Source organism: Streptomyces geranii (assembly GCF_002954775.1).
Taxonomy (GTDB): Bacteria; Actinomycetota; Actinomycetes; order Streptomycetales; family Streptomycetaceae; genus Streptomyces; species Streptomyces geranii.
This window is the reverse complement of record NZ_PJME01000018.1, coordinates 1-15,556: the sequence shown is the minus strand read 5'-3', so window position 1 is coordinate 15,556 and position 15,556 is coordinate 1. Positions and strand designations below refer to the sequence as shown.

Annotated in this window: 13 protein-coding genes and 1 pseudogene; 5 read left to right on the top strand and 9 right to left on the bottom strand. The window is 72.7% G+C overall.

Annotated elements, in window-relative coordinates; all coding sequences use genetic code 11:
- Positions 1-32 precede the first annotated feature (32 nt).
- The 3 genes from CW359_RS23405 to pdxR all read right to left on the bottom strand — a co-directional run bounded on the left by CW359_RS23405 (position 33) and on the right by pdxR (position 4,586).
- A complete protein-coding gene (locus CW359_RS23405; RefSeq protein WP_105972058.1) occupies positions 33-1,310 on the bottom strand; it encodes a GNAT family N-acetyltransferase in 1,278 nt (425 codons plus the stop codon).
- 111 nt (positions 1,311-1,421) lie between these two features.
- Entirely contained in the window at positions 1,422-3,014 is a 1,593-nt protein-coding gene (locus CW359_RS23400) for an alkaline phosphatase D family protein (protein ID WP_105972057.1), read from the bottom strand.
- 141 nt (positions 3,015-3,155) lie between these two features.
- Complete coding sequence (gene pdxR, locus CW359_RS23395) at positions 3,156-4,586, bottom strand: MocR-like pyridoxine biosynthesis transcription factor PdxR (protein ID WP_105972056.1); 1,431 nt, start codon at positions 4,584-4,586, stop codon at positions 3,156-3,158.
- Here pdxR and CW359_RS23390 point away from each other — a divergent pair.
- Positions 4,577-5,491, top strand: a pseudogene (locus CW359_RS23390) (DMT family transporter); the annotation flags it as partial. The gene pdxR and the pseudogene CW359_RS23390 overlap by 10 nt on opposite strands.
- A 48-nt stretch (positions 5,492-5,539) precedes the next feature.
- Here the strand turns inward: CW359_RS23390 and CW359_RS23385 are convergent.
- On the bottom strand, positions 5,540-6,382 hold the full coding sequence (locus tag CW359_RS23385; RefSeq protein WP_105972055.1) for an alpha/beta fold hydrolase: 843 nt from the start codon (positions 6,380-6,382) through the stop codon (positions 5,540-5,542).
- A gap of 165 nt (positions 6,383-6,547) precedes the next feature.
- Between CW359_RS23385 and CW359_RS23380 the strand changes: the two genes are divergently transcribed.
- Positions 6,548-7,450, top strand: a complete 903-nt coding sequence (locus tag CW359_RS23380; RefSeq protein ID WP_105972054.1) for an RNA polymerase sigma-70 factor — start codon at positions 6,548-6,550, stop codon at positions 7,448-7,450.
- Between the two features lie 111 nt (positions 7,451-7,561).
- Positions 7,562-8,323 (top strand): GntR family transcriptional regulator, encoded by a 762-nt coding sequence (locus tag CW359_RS23375; protein WP_105972053.1) that lies wholly within the window; start codon positions 7,562-7,564, stop codon positions 8,321-8,323.
- 105 nt (positions 8,324-8,428) lie between these two features.
- On the opposite strand, the gene CW359_RS23370 is transcribed toward CW359_RS23375, so the two are convergent.
- From CW359_RS23370 to CW359_RS23360, 3 genes are all read right to left on the bottom strand, one after another.
- The gene (locus CW359_RS23370) at positions 8,429-9,586 is read right to left on the bottom strand and encodes an ROK family transcriptional regulator (RefSeq protein WP_105972052.1); all 1,158 of its coding nucleotides are present in this window, start codon (positions 9,584-9,586) and stop codon (positions 8,429-8,431) included.
- Between the two features lie 240 nt (positions 9,587-9,826).
- Positions 9,827-10,492: a response regulator transcription factor gene (locus CW359_RS23365; protein ID WP_105972051.1), complete on the bottom strand. Its 666-nt coding sequence runs from the start codon at positions 10,490-10,492 to the stop codon at positions 9,827-9,829.
- Between the two features lie 4 nt (positions 10,493-10,496).
- Positions 10,497-11,732 (bottom strand): sensor histidine kinase, encoded by a 1,236-nt coding sequence (locus CW359_RS23360; protein WP_105972050.1) that lies wholly within the window; start codon positions 11,730-11,732, stop codon positions 10,497-10,499.
- A 108-nt stretch (positions 11,733-11,840) separates the two neighbouring features.
- Here CW359_RS23360 and CW359_RS23355 point away from each other — a divergent pair, with 108 nt between their 5' ends.
- A complete protein-coding gene (locus tag CW359_RS23355) occupies positions 11,841-12,776 on the top strand; it encodes an ABC transporter ATP-binding protein (RefSeq protein ID WP_105972049.1) in 936 nt (311 codons plus the stop codon).
- 2 nt (positions 12,777-12,778) lie between these two features.
- Complete coding sequence (locus tag CW359_RS23350) at positions 12,779-13,507, top strand: ABC transporter permease (protein ID WP_105972048.1); 729 nt, start codon at positions 12,779-12,781, stop codon at positions 13,505-13,507.
- A gap of 45 nt (positions 13,508-13,552) precedes the next feature.
- On the opposite strand, the gene mug is transcribed toward CW359_RS23350, so the two are convergent.
- Positions 13,553-14,104 carry a G/U mismatch-specific DNA glycosylase gene (gene mug, locus CW359_RS23345; RefSeq protein WP_105972194.1) on the bottom strand — a complete coding sequence of 184 codons (552 nt, stop codon included), beginning with the start codon at positions 14,102-14,104 and terminating at the stop codon, positions 13,553-13,555.
- Entirely contained in the window at positions 14,101-15,543 is a 1,443-nt protein-coding gene (gene purB / locus CW359_RS23340; protein WP_105972193.1) for an adenylosuccinate lyase, read from the bottom strand. The genes mug and purB overlap by 4 nt, the downstream gene beginning before the upstream one ends.
- Positions 15,544-15,556 lie beyond the last annotated feature (13 nt).

Genomic DNA, 15,556 nt, shown 5'->3' with positions numbered 1-15,556 from the left:
CCACGACGAACCCGCAGGACAAGAACACACCCTCAGTCGCGTGAACTGTGGTCATACGGCAACGGAGAAACAACAGGCGCCGCATCCAACCGAGCAGTGATGACCAAGGTCCCCTCCTCGATCTGATAATCCAACGGCAACCCAAGCCCCCGCATGGCAGCGACCATCCCCGTGTTGGACGACTGCGTCACCGCGTACACGTGCTCGCAGTTCGCCTCACGCGCCATCGACACCAGACGCCGAAGCAACTCGCCGCCGATACCATGCCGCTGCCACTCGTCCTCGACGATCAGCGCGATCTCGGTCTCGTCACCGTCCCAGAGGAGATGACCGAGGCCGACGACCCGCCCCGACGCCGTCTGGACGGCGAGCGTGCGGCCGTAACGCGGGCTCAACAGATGGTTGAGGTAGCGATCGGCGTCGCCCATCGGCCCGTGGTAGCGCAGCGACAACGTGCGCGGCGAGCAGCGCTCGTGCATCGCCTTCGCCGCCTCCAGGTCACCCGCGTCGGCCCGCCGTACGGTGATGGCGTTGCCCCGGGGCAGCGTCAGTACGTCCTGGCCGTTCGGGACGCGTGGACCGAGCCGCGCGTCCAGCTCCACCAGTGCCCGCGCGCGGGCGAACTCGGTCGGGGTGAACGGCAGGTACGGCCGCTCCACGGTGATCACTCCGCCTTCCGGCGCGCGCAGTCGCATCACCGTGTCCGTCTCTTCGAGGGCGCCCTCGACCGGTACGCCCTCCCGTGCCGCCGAGTCGCCGCCGGGCAGCGACCGGATCGTGCACCGCCCGAGCAACTGGCGCAGCGCCAGCGGCAGTTCGGCCGCGTCGAGCGCCGTACGAGTGGCCAGGCCGAGGACCCGGGTCGGCGCGTCGACGAGGTCGTGGGCGTCGGCCCGCTCGATCCAGGTCCCGGCGCCGCCCGCGCGGGTCACCGCCCCGGAGATCTCGGTGGCGGTGAGGTCGGCGGGGGCGCGCAGCAGGAACTCGTCGACCGTGCCCCGGGCCAACGGATGCGTCTGCAGGCTCAGGATGTCGATACGCCGCTCGGCGAGAGCGATGCACAGCGCGGCGAGCGACCCCGGCTGGTCCTTGACCGTCGTCCGCATCCGCCACAGCACACTCGCACCGGCGGCCATGCCGGTGCCGGTATCGGGACCGGTGCCTGTATCGGTCCCGTCCGGCGGTGCGTGACCGTGGCGGCTTGTCCACCATGTGCGCAGCAGCGCGGCGAGTTCGACGACGTCCTGCCGCCACCGGCGTACCGGGCGCCCATCCGTCACACAGGTCTGCTCAGCTACTTTTCGAGTCATGCAGTCACCATGCGCCAACGGTGTTGCGTGATCACGAACGGACTGTGACCGAAGGGTTAAGTTGCCTTTCGCCCTTTTTGTTAACTTTTCCACGATTTTCGGCGGCGTCCGTTACTGCCCCACCCGCCCCGGCCGCAGCACCTTCGTGAACAGCACGGTCCCGTCCTGCTCGCGCAGCCGTACGGTCAGCTCCCCGCTGTGGCCGTCGATGTCGACCTCGCCGAAGAACTGGTAGCCGCCGGCCGGGGACACGTTGGCCGCCTCCGGCGCCTTCACGAAGACCCGCTCCGGACCGAACGTACCGTCGAGCGCGCTGGCGGGGAACGCCCCGGCGTTCAGCGGGCCGGAGACGAACTCCCAGAACGGCTCGAAGTCGGTGAAGGCGGCCCGCGCGGGCTGGTAGTGCTGGGCGGAGGTGTGGTGGACGTCGGCGGTCAGCCAGACCGTGCCGGTGATCCGCCGGTGCTTGATGTACCGCAGCAGCTCGGCGATCTGCAGCTCACGCCCGAGCGGCACGCCCGGGTCGCCCTGCGCGACGGCCTCGATGTTGGCCCTGCCCTCGGTGGCGTCCGGCACGACCAGGCCCAGCGGCATGTCGGAGGCGATCACCTTCCACACGGCACGCGAGCGGGACAGTTCCCGCTTGAGCCACGCCAGCTGCTCGGCGCCCAGGATGCCCTGCGGGTCGACGGTCTGGTCGTCGGGGGAGTTGGCGTTGCGGTACGTCCGCATGTCGAGGACGAACACGTCGAGCAGCGGCCCCTGGTGCATCACCCGGTAGACGCGGCCGTCCTTGGCGCCCGGCCGGAGCGTGGAGATCGGGAAGTACTCGGAGAAGGCCCGCCGGGCCCGGACGGCGAGGGTGTCGACGCTCTTCTCGGTGTAACGGGTGTCCGAGTCGAGGATCGTCTGCCCCGGGTACCAGTTGTTGCGCACCTCGTGGTCGTCCCACTGGATGATCGAGGGAACCTGCGCGTTGAACCGCCGCAGATTCTCGTCGAGCAGGTTGTAGCGGAAGTTGCCCCGGAACTCGGCGAGCGTCTCGGCGACCTTCGACTTCTCCTCGGTCGTGATGTTCCGCCAGGTGGAGCCGTCGGGCAGCGCGGCCGTCGCGGCGATCGGGCCGTCGGCGTAGATGTTGTCGCCGCTGCACAGGAAGAAGTCGGGGTCGAGTTTCCCCATGGCGTCGTAGATCCGGTAGCCGCCGAGGTCCGGGTTGATGCCCCAGCCCTGCCCCGCCAGGTCCCCCGACCACAGGAACCGCACCCCGTCGCGCCGCCGCGCCGACGTCGTACGGAAGGTGCCGGTCACCGGCTCGCCGGTACGGCGCGGGTCGTCCGGGTCGGCGAGCAGCACGCGGTAGTGGATCTGCTCGCCGGACGGCAGCCCGCACAGCCGCGTCGTACCGGTGAAGTCGCTGTCCGCGCCGAGCCGCGGCCCGTGCCAGCGGCGGGCGTTGCGGAACGACTCGGTGGCGGACGTCTCGACGACCATCCGGGCCGGCCGGTCGGAGCGCACCCACACGAGCCCGGAGTCGGCGGTCACATCGCCGGTCTGGACGCCCCACCCGGCCTTCGGCCGCCCCGACAGCGCGAACGCGGGCGCAGCCGCCGCACCGACGGCGGCGGGCAGGGTCAGGGCCGCCGAGGCGGCGAGCGAACCGCGCAGCACGCTGCGACGACCGGGCGACGGAACAGGTGACATGGGAGGTGCCTCCGGGGAAAGGATCCGGCGAATGTGCTCTGCCACAACTACTCGGGCACCGCAGCGCGCACGCGAACCACGGGTGAACAACTGCCCTCGCGGACAAGGGAAGCGAGCACAGGAGCAGCCGGCGGGGACCGGTCAGCCGCCGACCGCCTCGGCCATCAGCCGCACCCCGGCCGCGATCCGCGCGGGCGACAACTGCGCGTACCCCAGCACCAGCCGCACGCCGCCCCCGGGCACGCGCGCGTGCGCGAAGTCCGTCAGCGGCCGTACCGCCACCCCGGCCGCCGCCGTCCGCTCCAGGAACCGCTCCTGCGGCCCGTACCGCTCCGGCAGCGCGGCGATGACGTGCAGCCCGGCCGCGATCCCCGACACCTCCGCCCCGGGAAAGTGCTCCTCCAGCGCCGTTACGAGGCTGTCGCGCCGTTCCCGGTAGGCGCGCTGGCACCGGCGCAGATGCCGGTCGTAGTCACCGCGTTCCACGAACCGCGCGAACAGCTCCTGGTCGAGGGCGGGATGCCCCAGGTCCATGGTCCGCTTCCGCTCGACGACCTCCTCGGCGACCGACTCCGGCACGAGAAGCCAGCCGAGCCGCAGCCCGGGCGCGAGCGACTTGCTGACGGACCCGGTGTAGGCGACACGCTCGGGATCGAGCCCCTGCAGGGCACCCACAGGGGCGCGGTCGTAGCGGAACTCCCCGTCGTAGTCGTCCTCGATCACCAGCCCGTCCACCGACCTTGCCCAGTCGAGGAGTTCGGTCCGGCGGCCCGCCGAGTAGGCGATCCCGGAGGGGAACTGGTGGGCGGGCGTGGTCATCACCACGCGTACGCCCGAAGCCCGCAGCGCGTCGAGGCGGAGCCCCTCTTCGTCCAGGGGCAGCGGTACGGCGCCGAGCCCGGCGGCGATGTACAGGGTGCCGTGTTCCGGGCTCCCGGGGTCCTCCACGCCGATATCGCGCATCCCGCGCGCGTGGAGCACGTGTCCGAGCAGCGTCGTCGCCTGCGCCACCCCGGAGACCACGATCAGCCGTTCCGGGTCCGCGACCACGCCCCGCCGCCGCGCGAGCAGCTCCGCGAGTGCCGTCCGCAGCCGGGGGAGCCCGCGCGGATCCGGATAGCCGAGGGCGTGATGCGGGACCTCGGCGAGCACCGCGCGCTGGGCGGCGGCCCACACGGCACGCGGGAACAGCGACAGGTCGGGGGTGCCCGGGCGGAAGTCCGCGAGGGTGCCGGGGGAGCGCGGGGCGAGGTCCCGCGCGCGTGGGTGCGCGGCTCGGACGGCACCGCCCACCCAGGTACCGGCCCCGCGCCCGCTGCGCAGATAGCCCTCCGCGGTCAGCTGCTCGTACGCCTCCGTGACCAGCCCCCGCGACACACCGAGGTCGGCCGCGAGGTCCCGGCTGGACGGCAGCCGCGTCCCCGGTACGAGCCGCCCCGACCGGACCGCCGCCCTGAGCGCCTCCTGAAGCGAACGCCCACGCGCGCGTGCCGGTGCGGAAGCGGCCGGGAGCAGCAACTCCCAGGCGGCGGAGCCCGGCAGGCCGCCCGGACTGGTCCCCGATGACGTCATGGAAGTGGACCTTAATCCGGTCCACCGCGCTCCCTAGCGTGACGTCCATGAACACCACCGCCGACCCGTCCGACATCACCCCCGCGCGCGGGGCCCTGCTCACCGCCCTCGCCGCCGTCCTCGTCGGCTGCTCCTTCACCGCCAACAGCGTCCTCGGTGACTACCCGTACGCGGGCGGCCAGTTCCTCCGCTACGGCCTGGCATGCATCCTGCTCCTGCCCCTGGTCGGCCGGGGCGCCGCCGCCCCGCTGCGCGCCCTGACCGCCCGTCAGTGGACCCGCCTCGCGCTGCTCGCCGCCGTCGGCATGGTCGGCTTCAACCTGGCCGTCATCGCCGCCGAACGCAGCGCGGAACCGGCGGTGCCCGGGGTGTTCGTGGGCTGCGCGCCGGTGGTCGTGGCCGTCCTGGTGCCGCTGCTGGACGGGCGGCGGCCCCAACGGGTGGTGCTGTACGGGGCGTTGACGGTCGCGGCGGGCGCGTTCGCGGTCCAGGGGTGGGGTCGTACGGACGGCGTGGGCATCGCCTTCTCCGGGTGCGCGCTCGCCGGTGAGGTCGGCTTCGCGGTCCTCGCCGTACCGCTGGTGCGGCCCCTGGGGCCCCGGCTGCTGTCCGCGACCGTGTGCGGCCTCGCCGCCGCCGAGTCCGCGCTCGCCGGGGTGGTCCTCGACGGCGCGGGCTGGCTGCGCGTGCCCGACGTCACCGAGACCGCCGCGCTGCTGTGGCAGGCGGCGGTCGTCACGGTCGTCGGCTTCGTGTGCTGGTACATCGGCCTGCGGCGGATCGGCGCGGAGCGCGCCACGCTCTTCTCCGGCCTCATCCCGGTCGCCGCCGCCTGCACCGCCCCGCTCGTCGGCACGGGCTCCTACGGCCCCGCCCAGGCCGCCGGAAGCGCCCTGGTGGGCGCCGGGGTCGCCCTGGGGTCGGGCGCGTTCAGCCTCGTACGGCTGCGCCGGTCAGCGGCTGCCGTCGAGGATCACCCGGGCGACCAGCGCCGGGTCGTCGTTCATCGGGACGTGGCCGCAGCCGGGCAGCCGGATCAGCCGGGCCTTGGGGATGACCTGCTTGGCGCGGACGCCCTGGCGGCGCACGAGCAGCAGGTCGCGGGTGCCCCACGCGACGGTGACCGGGATGCCGGGGACGTCGTCGGTGAACCGGATGTCGCGGCCGGACCTGAGGGTCTCGGTGAACCGCTGGGCGTTCGCCAGGGCGAGCGTCTCCGCGACGACGGCCTCGGGTGAACGGCGGCCGGGCCGGGCGTAGATGGTGCTCGTCAGGACGCTCCGGCCCGCCGCCGACCGCGACAGCCGCTCGACCAGCGGCACCGGCATGCTCCGCGCCGCCCGTCGCATCGCCAGCAGCACCCCGAACGCGTACCGCCGCTCCGCCTGCGACCAGAACCCGGCCGGGGAGAGCGCGGTGACGGACCGTACGCGCTTCTCGCGCCCGAGTTCCAGGGCCAGCAGCCCGCCCAGCGAGTTGCCCGCCACATGCGGCCGGTCCAGGTCCAGCGCGTCGCACAGGCCGCCGAAGACGGCGGTCATGGTCGGCAGGTCGTGCGTGAAACTGTCCGCCAGCGCCGGGGAGGCGCCGAACCCGGGCAGGTCGACGGCGATCACCTCGCGCTCGGTGGCCAGGATGTCGATCACCGGGTCCCAGGCCTGCCGGTGGTGCCCGATGCCGTGCAGCAGCAGAAGCGGCTCGCCGACGCCCACGCGCGCGTACGACAGGGTCACGGTCCTGGTCTCGGCCGGCGGGCCGTACGGAGAGGGGACCTCGAAGGAGACGGTGGCGGACATGGGGCTGCTCCTCGTCGTACACATGTACACATCGGTGTGTCCGGGCGGCGGTCCAGAGCACCGCGTAGACAGCTTGTCAGCAATTGCTACCGACCGGTAGCCCCTGGTGGCCGCCGGCAGTGAACTCGCTGGACACGGTCCGCGGCGGCGGGTTGGGATGGGGCCGTGACCGCCGACACCGCGACCGACGTCTTCGAAGAGCACCGGCCCGTCCTCATGGGCGTCGCCTACCGCATGCTCGGCCGGGTGGCCGACGCCGAGGACGTCGTCCAGGACGCGTGGCTGCGCTGGGCCGGCGCCGACCGGACCGGCGTACGCGAACCGCGCGGCTACCTCGTGCGCGTCACGACCCGGCTCGCCATCGACCGGTTGCGCCAGCTGAGCACGCGCGGCGAGACGTACGTCGGCCCGTGGCTGCCCGAGCCGTACGTCACCGAACTCACCGACGTGACAGGCACCGTCCCGGACGCGGCCGAGCGGGCCGTCCTCGCCGACACCGTGTCCCTCGCCGTCATGGTCGTCCTGGAGTCCCTCTCGCCTCTGGAACGCGCGGTGTTCGTCCTCCGGGAGGCCTTCGGCTACCCCTTCGCGGAGATCGCCGCCATGCTCGACCGCGCGGAGCCGGCGGTACGTCAGCTCGCCGGGCGTGCCCGGCGGCACGTGGACGAACGGCGTCCGCGGTACGAGGTCGACCCGGCCCGGCGTCGGGATCTGACCGAACGTTTTCTCGCCGCCGCCGAACGGGGCGACCTCGCGGGCCTCATGGAACTCCTCGCCCCGGACGTCAGCCTCGTCGCCGACAGCGGCGGCCTCGCGCAGGCACCGCGCCGCGTCCTGGAGTCGGCCGATCACGTGAGCCGTTTCGCCCTCGGCATCGCGGCCAAGGGGCTCGCGGACGTGTCGTTCCGCTTCCTGGAGGTCAACGGCGGATTCGCCGTGCTCGTGCTGGCCGCGGGCAGGCCCGACGCCGTCTTCCAGTTGGATGTGGCGGACGGTCGTATCCAGCGCATGTACATCATCCGGAACCCGGACAAGGTGCGCTTTCTGACCCCTCTTCAGGAACGCTGATTGGTCTTGACCAAGCATCGGGGCCGTCCTATGGTCGCAGGAAAGTGCAACAACCTTTAATAAACAAGGGCACTAAAAAGCCGCCGGACCACGGCGATTGCGGAGGACAGGGTGGGGACCACGCAGTTGGAAACGGTGCCGGAGCCGAAGTACTGGCATCTGAAGACCGTGCTCAGTGAGGCACTGGACTCCGAGTTCACCGTGGGCGAGATCCTGCCCAACGAGCGCGATCTCGCGGCCCGCTTCGGCGTCGCCCGCGCCACGCTCCGCCAGGCACTGGAGCAGCTCGAACTCGAAGGCCGGCTGCAGCGCCGCCGGGGCGTCGGCACGACCGTCGCGCCGCCGCGCATGGGCGTCGCCGTCGGCACGGCCCGGCACGCGTGGCCGGGGGCGGCGGACGACGCCTGGCAGCCCGTGGACAGCGCGCCGGCCGTCCCGTCCGCGGCGGTCGCCGCCGCCCTGGAGACCGGCCGGGACGAGCCCGTCCACACCGTGCGCCGCTCCCGCGTCTCGCACGGCCAGCCGGTCGCCGCCGAACTCCTCTACGTCCCGGCCCTCTCGGTGCCCGACCTCTCGGCGATCGACGCTCCGTCGGGCGCGGCACGCGCGCGTGCGGTGCTGCGTGAACTCCAGCGCCTGGAGCTGGAGGGCCAGGACCGCGCGGTGGAACTGGGCTCGGCCCGCGCGGACGACGCGAAGGAACTGGACCGCCTCCCCGGGGCGCCGGTCCTGGTCGTCACGACCCGCTTCTTCGCGGGGGGCCGTACGGCGGCGCTCTCCGTCGCCACGTATCGCGCTGACACGTGCCGCCTGACGTTCGGCGACAGCGGGGGAGTGGAAATACACCACGGCCCGGAGCGCCAGGCGTCCTGACGGCCGTACAACATCCGAGGTTCACCCGCGCCCCAAGGGGGCGCGGGGAACTGCGCGACCAGCCACGACGCGCCCGCAGTGTTCACACCACCTTCAGGGGAACACTTACCGCCGGGCCGTCACAGTCCCCTCCACCGCGAACAACTGCTCCTCGACATGATCGAGAGCGAGCCGCAGCGCACCCGTAGCCACAGCGGCCTCCCCCAAGAGGGACAGGGACACGCCCGGCGGTCGCAGACAGTACCGCGCCAACTCGTCGCGCAACGGCTCCAGCAGCCCGTCCAGCCCCGCCGCCCACCCCCCGACGACGACCAGCTCCGGGTCGAGGGCCAGCACGAGCGCGGCCACGTCATGGACGAGCCGCTGGATGAAGCGGTCGACGGCCGCGCGGGCCTGTTCGTCGCCCTCGCGCGCGCGGCGGAACACCGAGGCGACGGCCACCTCGTCGAGCGGGTGCAGGGGCTCGCCCGTGGTCGACAGCAGCGCCTCCGGGGTCGCCTCCCGGCCCAGCAGATGCAGCGCGCCGATCTCCCCGGCCGCCCCGCCGTAACCCCGGTGCAGCCGCCCGCCGATCAGCGAACCGGCGCCGGGACTGAGCCCGGCGAGGACGAACACGATGTCGTCGGAGCCGATCGCGGCGCCCTTCCAGTGCTCGGCGACGGCCGCCGCGTTGGCGTCGTTCTCGACGAGCACCGGGCACTTGAAGGACCGGCCGAGCCGTTCGCCGAGCCGCAGCCCGGTCCACTCGGGCAGCGCGGTGCACAGCCGTACGACCCCGTCGGCCTCCACGATCCCGGGTGTGGCCACGCCCACGGCCCGCAGCGAGTCACGGGCCACCCCGGCCCGGCGCAGCAGCTCGGCGACCGCCGACCGCAGCCGCTCCAGCCGCTCGTCGGCGGGGGCCGCCTCGTCGACGTCCTTCGAGATCGACCCCAGGAGCCGCCCGTCGAGGTCGGACAGCAGCGCGGCGACCCGGTGGGAGCCGATCTCCAGCCCCAGCAGATGCCCGGCCTCGGCCCGGAACCTGAACCGCCGCGCGGGCCGCCCCTGCCGCCGGGCGACGCTCTCGTCGGCGGCCTTCTCGACCACGAGCCCGCCGTCCATGAGCCCCTCGACGACGCCCTCGACGGTCGGCCGGGACAGCCCGGTCACCCGGGTGATCTCGGTCAGCGTCGCGCAGTCCGTGGCACGCAGCGCGTGCAGCACCACCGCGGAGTTGATCCTTCGCAGCAGCGAGGGATCCCCGCCGGTCAGCTGCCCCAACGTACGTCCTCCCAGCTAAGCCGACCTGGTGAAGGCGGGTGTGCGACCGCGCCCCGAAAAGGGGCGCGGGGCTGTCGTCCATCTGTGGCTCCGCTGCGGGGGCGCGACAAGCCTCCACCGGCCCGCGGGTTCATCATCGCGCTTCCAGCGGAGCGCTCGTGCGCGTGTGGGGCGGATCGTACTCGGCGCGGAGCGGTCGGGCGAGAGCCGGACGTCCCCGACCTGTCGGACCGGTGGGGATCATCCGGGCGCCACGAACCCGGACTCGTACGCCACGATGACCGCCTGCGTACGATCCCGGGCCCCGAGTTTCGCCAGCACCGCGCTGACGTGCGACTTCACGGTCTCGGTCCCGACGAGCAGCCGGGCGGCGATCTCCGCGTTGGACAGTCCCCGGGCCATCAGCCGCAGCACCTCCGCCTCCCGCTCGGTCAGCCGGGCCCGCTCCAGAACGGCCCGGGCGGCCCGATTCCCACCGCCCTCGCCCCCGTACTCGGCCGCCAACCGCCGCACCGAGGCCGGAAACAGCAACGACTCCCCTTCGGCGACCAGCCGCACCGCGTGCACGATCTCGGCAGGCCGGGCCCGCTTGAGCAGGAACCCGTCGGCCCCGGCCCGAAGCGCCTCGTACACGTACTCGTCGTTCTCGAAGGTGGTGATCACCAGGATCTTCGGCGGCTCCGGCACCGTCCGCAGCACCGCGCGCGTGGCCTCGATCCCGTCCATCAACGGCATCCGCACATCCATGGCGACCACATCGGGCCGCAACCGCCGCACCAGCGGAATGACGGCGGCCCCGTCGGCGGCCTCCCCGACGACCTCGATGTCGGGCTGAGCCTCCAGCACGGCCCGCAGACCGGCCCGCACGAGGGGCTCGTCGTCGACCAGGAGCACGGTTACGGGCATCCGGTCAGCGTAGATCAAGCAGACCGACCCGCCGCCGGGCTCCCGGCCCCAACCCGCCCTCCCCGACCGGCAGTCGGACAAGCACCCGCCACTCACCGGCCTCCTCGTCGACCCCCGCCGACGCCCGCCCGCCGAGCAGCGCGGCCCGCTCCCGTATCCCGCGCAGACCGCCGCCGCCGAGGCCGGGCCGGGGTATCGGCCCGGATATCGGGGCGATGAGCGGATTGCGGACGTCGAGGACCAGCGAGCCGTCCGCGACCGCCACCCGGACCCGCACCGGAACCGACCCCGCGTGCCGCAGCACGTTGGTGAGCGACTCCTGGAGGATGCGGTACCCCTCGCGGGACACGGGCCCCGGCAACTCGCCCAGCGGCCCGGTCAGTTCGGCGTCGACCTTCGCCCCGGAGGCCCGCGCCGACTCCAGCAGCCGATCGGCTTCGACAAGGGCAGGACGGCTGCCCGCCGGACGCTCCGCCTCGCGCAGCACCCCCAGCACCCGCTCCAGATCGAGCAGGGCGGCCCGCCCGGTCTCCTCGATGGCGCCCAGGGCCCGATCGGTGAACTCCGGGTCACCGGCCGCCTGGGCGGCCCCCGCCTGGACCACCGCCACGGTGAGCGCGTGCCCTATGGAGTCGTGCAGCTCGCGCGCGATCCGACCGCGCTCCAGCAGTTGCTCGGTACGCTCCTCCAGCGCGGCCAGCCGCTCGGACGCCGACGGCCCCAGCAGGCTCCGCGCGGCGACGGTGATCAGCTCCCCGAGCCCGACCACGACACCGTAGAGGGCGAGCAGGGGCAGCGGCGCGAGCAGGGCGTACGCCCACGGCGGCTGCGAGGCGGGCAGGAAGGGATTCTCGGCGGAGAAGTGCCCGACAGCGGCCCGGACGAGGTCGACGGAGGTCAGCGGCAGCCAGACACAGGCCCCCATGGCCACCGGCCCGAGGACCATCCGCACTTCCAGCCACAGCACGGTTCGCAGCCGGTCCCGCCAACTCGCCGAAGGGGCGACGGAGATCGCAGACTCCGAGGCAGGCTCACTTGGCGTCAGCAGCAGCCGGGCCTGCACCCCCTCACCCAGCCGCACGCCGGGAATCAGCCCGACGACCAGCAGAACGGCGGCCGGCACCCACGGAGTCGACATGTCGATGAACATCCACACGCTCACGACGAGCATCGGCACCCACAGGTGCAGCAAGCGCGTGTACGTCGTCCCCCGTGACAACGGGCGCAGAAAGCGGGCCATGCGGACATCGTGACAGCCACCACTGACAACGGACCTCCCCCGAGCGGGGGAGAGGCTCTCCACGGACGGGGGAGGCCCCACCCCCGCCGGCCCGGCCAGGCTGCTGCCATGACCAGCATCGACGTCAGGGACCTCACCAAGGAGTACGGCACCGCACGAGCCGTCGACCGGCTCACCTTCACCGTCGAACCCGGCCGGGTCACCGGCTTCCTCGGCCCCAACGGCGCCGGGAAGTCCACGACCATGCGGCTCGTCCTCGGCCTGGACCGCCCGACCCACGGCACCGCCACCGTCGGCGGCCGGGCCTACGCCACCCTCGACGAGCCCCTCCGCAGGGTCGGCGCCCTCCTCGACGCCCAGGCCGCCCACGGCTCCCGCACCGCCTACGACCACCTCCGGGCCCTCGCGGTGAGCAACCGCATCCCGGACCGCCGGGTCGACGAGGTGCTGGCCGAGACGGGGCTCACCTCGGTCGCGAGGCGCAGGGTGAAGACGTACTCCCTGGGCATGCGCCAGCGCCTCGGCATCGCGGCGGCGCTGCTCGGCGACCCGGAGGTGGTGCTGCTCGACGAGCCCTCGAACGGCCTCGACCCCGAAGGCATCGTCTGGATCCGCGGGTTGCTGCGCAGGCTTGCGGGGGAGGGTCGTACGGTCCTGGTCTCGTCCCACCTCATGAACGAGACCGCGTCCTTCGCCGATCACCTGGTCGTCCTCGGGCGAGGACGGCTGTTGGCCGACACCCCGATGCGCGAGTTCATCGACGCCCGGGTGAGGCCACGCGTGCGCGTGCGCATCTCGGACGGCGGCCCGGCCCTGCGCCGCGTACTGGCGAAGCACGGATACGAGGCCGCCGCGCACGCCGACGGCCACTGGACCGTGGAGCACGCGCGCGTGGACGACATCGGCCGACTGGTCTCGGCGGCGGGCCTGACGGTCCTGGAACTGGCCGCCGACGAGGGCACCTTGGAGCAGGCCTACCTTGACCTGACCGCCTCGGCGACGGAGTTCACGACCACCATCGCCCCGCAGCCCCAGGAGGCCTGACCATGCCCTTCGTACCCGTACTGCACGCCGAGCTGTTCAAGATCCGTACCCTGCGGTCGCTGCTCGGGGCACTGTGCGCGGTCGTACTGGCCACGGCCCTGTTCTCGGCGCTCGCCGGACTCGACTCAGGCACGGACGAGAAGGACTTCGACCCACTGTTCGCGTCCTTCTTCGGCGTCAGCTTCGGCCAGATCGCGGCGGTCGCCTTCGGCGCGACGGCGGTGTCGTCCGAGTTCCAGGGCGGTGGACTCCGGGTCACGCTTGCGGCGGTGCCGCGCCGGGGCCGCTGGTTCGCGGCGATGGTGGTGGCAGTCGCCGTACACGTCATGGGTGTCGGCCTGATCGCCGGGGGAGTGAGCCTGGCGGTCGGCAGGGCGGCCCTCGGCGCCGACGCGAACAGCTTGTCCTGGGCGGAGGGGCTGCGGGGCGTGATCGGTTGTGGTCTCTACCTCACCCTGATGAGCCTGCTCGCGGCAGGCCTGACCGCCCTGCTGCGCAGCGGAGTCGCCACGCTGAGCGTCCTGGTCCCGTTCCTGCTGATCGTCTCGTTCGTGGTCGGCGGGGTTTCGGGTACGGTCGCCGACTTCCTGCCCGACAAGGCGGGTCAGGTGGTGCTTCATGCGAGCTGGGACGGGTCACTGGGCCCCTGGACCGGGCTGGCCGTGACCGCGCTGTGGGCGGGCGGCGCGCTGCTGGCGGGAGCGTGGAGCGTACGGCAGCGGGATGCGTGAAGGCGGGACGGACGTACGCGCCGCCCCGCCCGCCCCGTACACGGGCTAGGAAGCCGCCTCCCGCAGGCGGCCGAACTCCTCCGCCATGGTCGCCGCTGTCCAATGGGCGTTCAGGCCGCTCGGGTTGGGCAGCACCCACACGCGCGTGTCGCCGAACTGCCGCTCCTGAGGGCCCACTTGCGCCCTGCGGTCGTCGAAGGCGACCCGGTACGCCGTCACGCCCACGACGGCCAGCCAGCGGGGCCGTAGTCGTGTCACCTTCTCGGTCAGCAGGCGTCCGCCCTCGCGGTACTCCTCGGCCGAGAGTTCGTCGGCTCGGGCGGTCGCCCGAGCTACGACGTTCGTGATGCCGAGGCCGTATGACAGCAACTCGGCCTGTTCGGCGGGCCTGAGCAGCCTCGGTGTGAAGCCGGAGAGATGGAGGACGGGCCAGAAACGGTTGCCCGGGCGGGCGAAGTGGTGGCCCGTCGCCGCTGTCATCAGGCCCGGGTTGATGCCGCAGAACAGGACCTGGAGGCCGCCCGCGACGACGTCCGGTACGAGACGGTCGCGGGCGGCCTCCAGGTCTGCCTGGGTGAAGCGGGGTGTGCGGGTCAGAGGATCGCTCCGGGGGTGTAGGCCGCGGCCTCCGGGTGCTGCTTGGCGATCTCCTCGATCCGGGCGACGACCGAGGCGACCTGGTCGGCGGCGGCGCCCGTGAAGGACAGCTTGTCGGCCATCAGGGCGTCGAGCTGGGCGCGGTCCAGGGGGATGCGTTCGTCGGCGGCGAGCTTGTCGAGGAGTTCGTTGCGCTCGGCGCCCTGCTCGCGCATGGCGAGCGCGGAGGCGACGGCGTTCTCCTTGATGGCCTCGTGCGCGACCTCGCGACCGACGCCCGCGCGCACCGCGCCCATCAGCACCTTCGTGGTGGCGAGGAAGGGGAGGTAGCGGTCCAGCTCGCGGGCCACGACGGCCGGGAAGGCGCCGAACTCGTCGAGGACCGTCAGGAACGTCTCCAGGAGGCCGTCGAGCGCGAAGAACGCGTCCGGGAGGGCCACCCGGCGCACCACCGAGCAGGACACGTCGCCCTCGTTCCACTGGTCGCCCGCCAGCTCGCCCGTCATCGAGGCGTAGCCGCGCAGGATCACCATGAGGCCGTTGACGCGCTCGCAGGACCGCGTGTTCATCTTGTGCGGCATCGCCGACGAGCCGACCTGGCCGGGCTTGAAGCCCTCGGTCACCAGCTCGTGCCCGGCCATCAGCCGGATCGTCTTGGCGGTGGAGGAGGGGGCGGCGGCCAGCTGGACCAGCGCGGTGACGACCTCGTAGTCGAGGGAGCGGGGGTAGACCTGGCCGACCGAGGTGAAGGCGGTGGAGAAGCCGAGGTGGCCGGCGATCCGCTGCTCCAGCTCCGCGAGCTTGGCCGCGTCGCCGCCGAGCAGGTCCAGCATGTCCTGGGCCGTGCCCACGGGGCCCTTGATGCCGCGCAGCGGGTAGCGGCTGAGCAGCTCCTCGACCCGGGCGTACGCGACGAGCAACTCGTCGGCGGCGGTCGCGAAACGCTTGCCGAGGGTGGTGGCCTGGGCGGCCACGTTGTGCGAGCGGCCGGCCATGACCAGCTCGGCGTACTCGCCGGCGAGCTTGCCGAGGCGGGCGAGGACGGCGACCGTGCGGTCGCGCATCAGCTCCAGGGAGAGCCGGATCTGGAGCTGCTCCACGTTCTCGGTGAGGTCGCGGGAGGTCATGCCCTTGTGGACGTGCTCGTGGCCGGCGAGGTCGTTGAACTCCTCGATACGCGCCTTCACGTCGTGCCGGGTGACCTTTTCGCGCTCGGCGATGGAGGCGAGGTCCACGGTGTCGAGGACGCGCTCGTAGTCGGCGAGGGCGGCGTCGGGGACGTCGATCCCGAGGTCCTTCTGGGCCCGCAGCACGGCGAGCCAGAGCTGGCGCTCAAGCCTCACCTTCTGCTCGGGGGACCAGAGGGTGGCGAGTTCGGCGGAGGCGTAGCGTCCGGCGAGAACGTTCGGGATGCGGGGCTTTGCGGGTGCGGCGGTCACGTGGACGGATTCT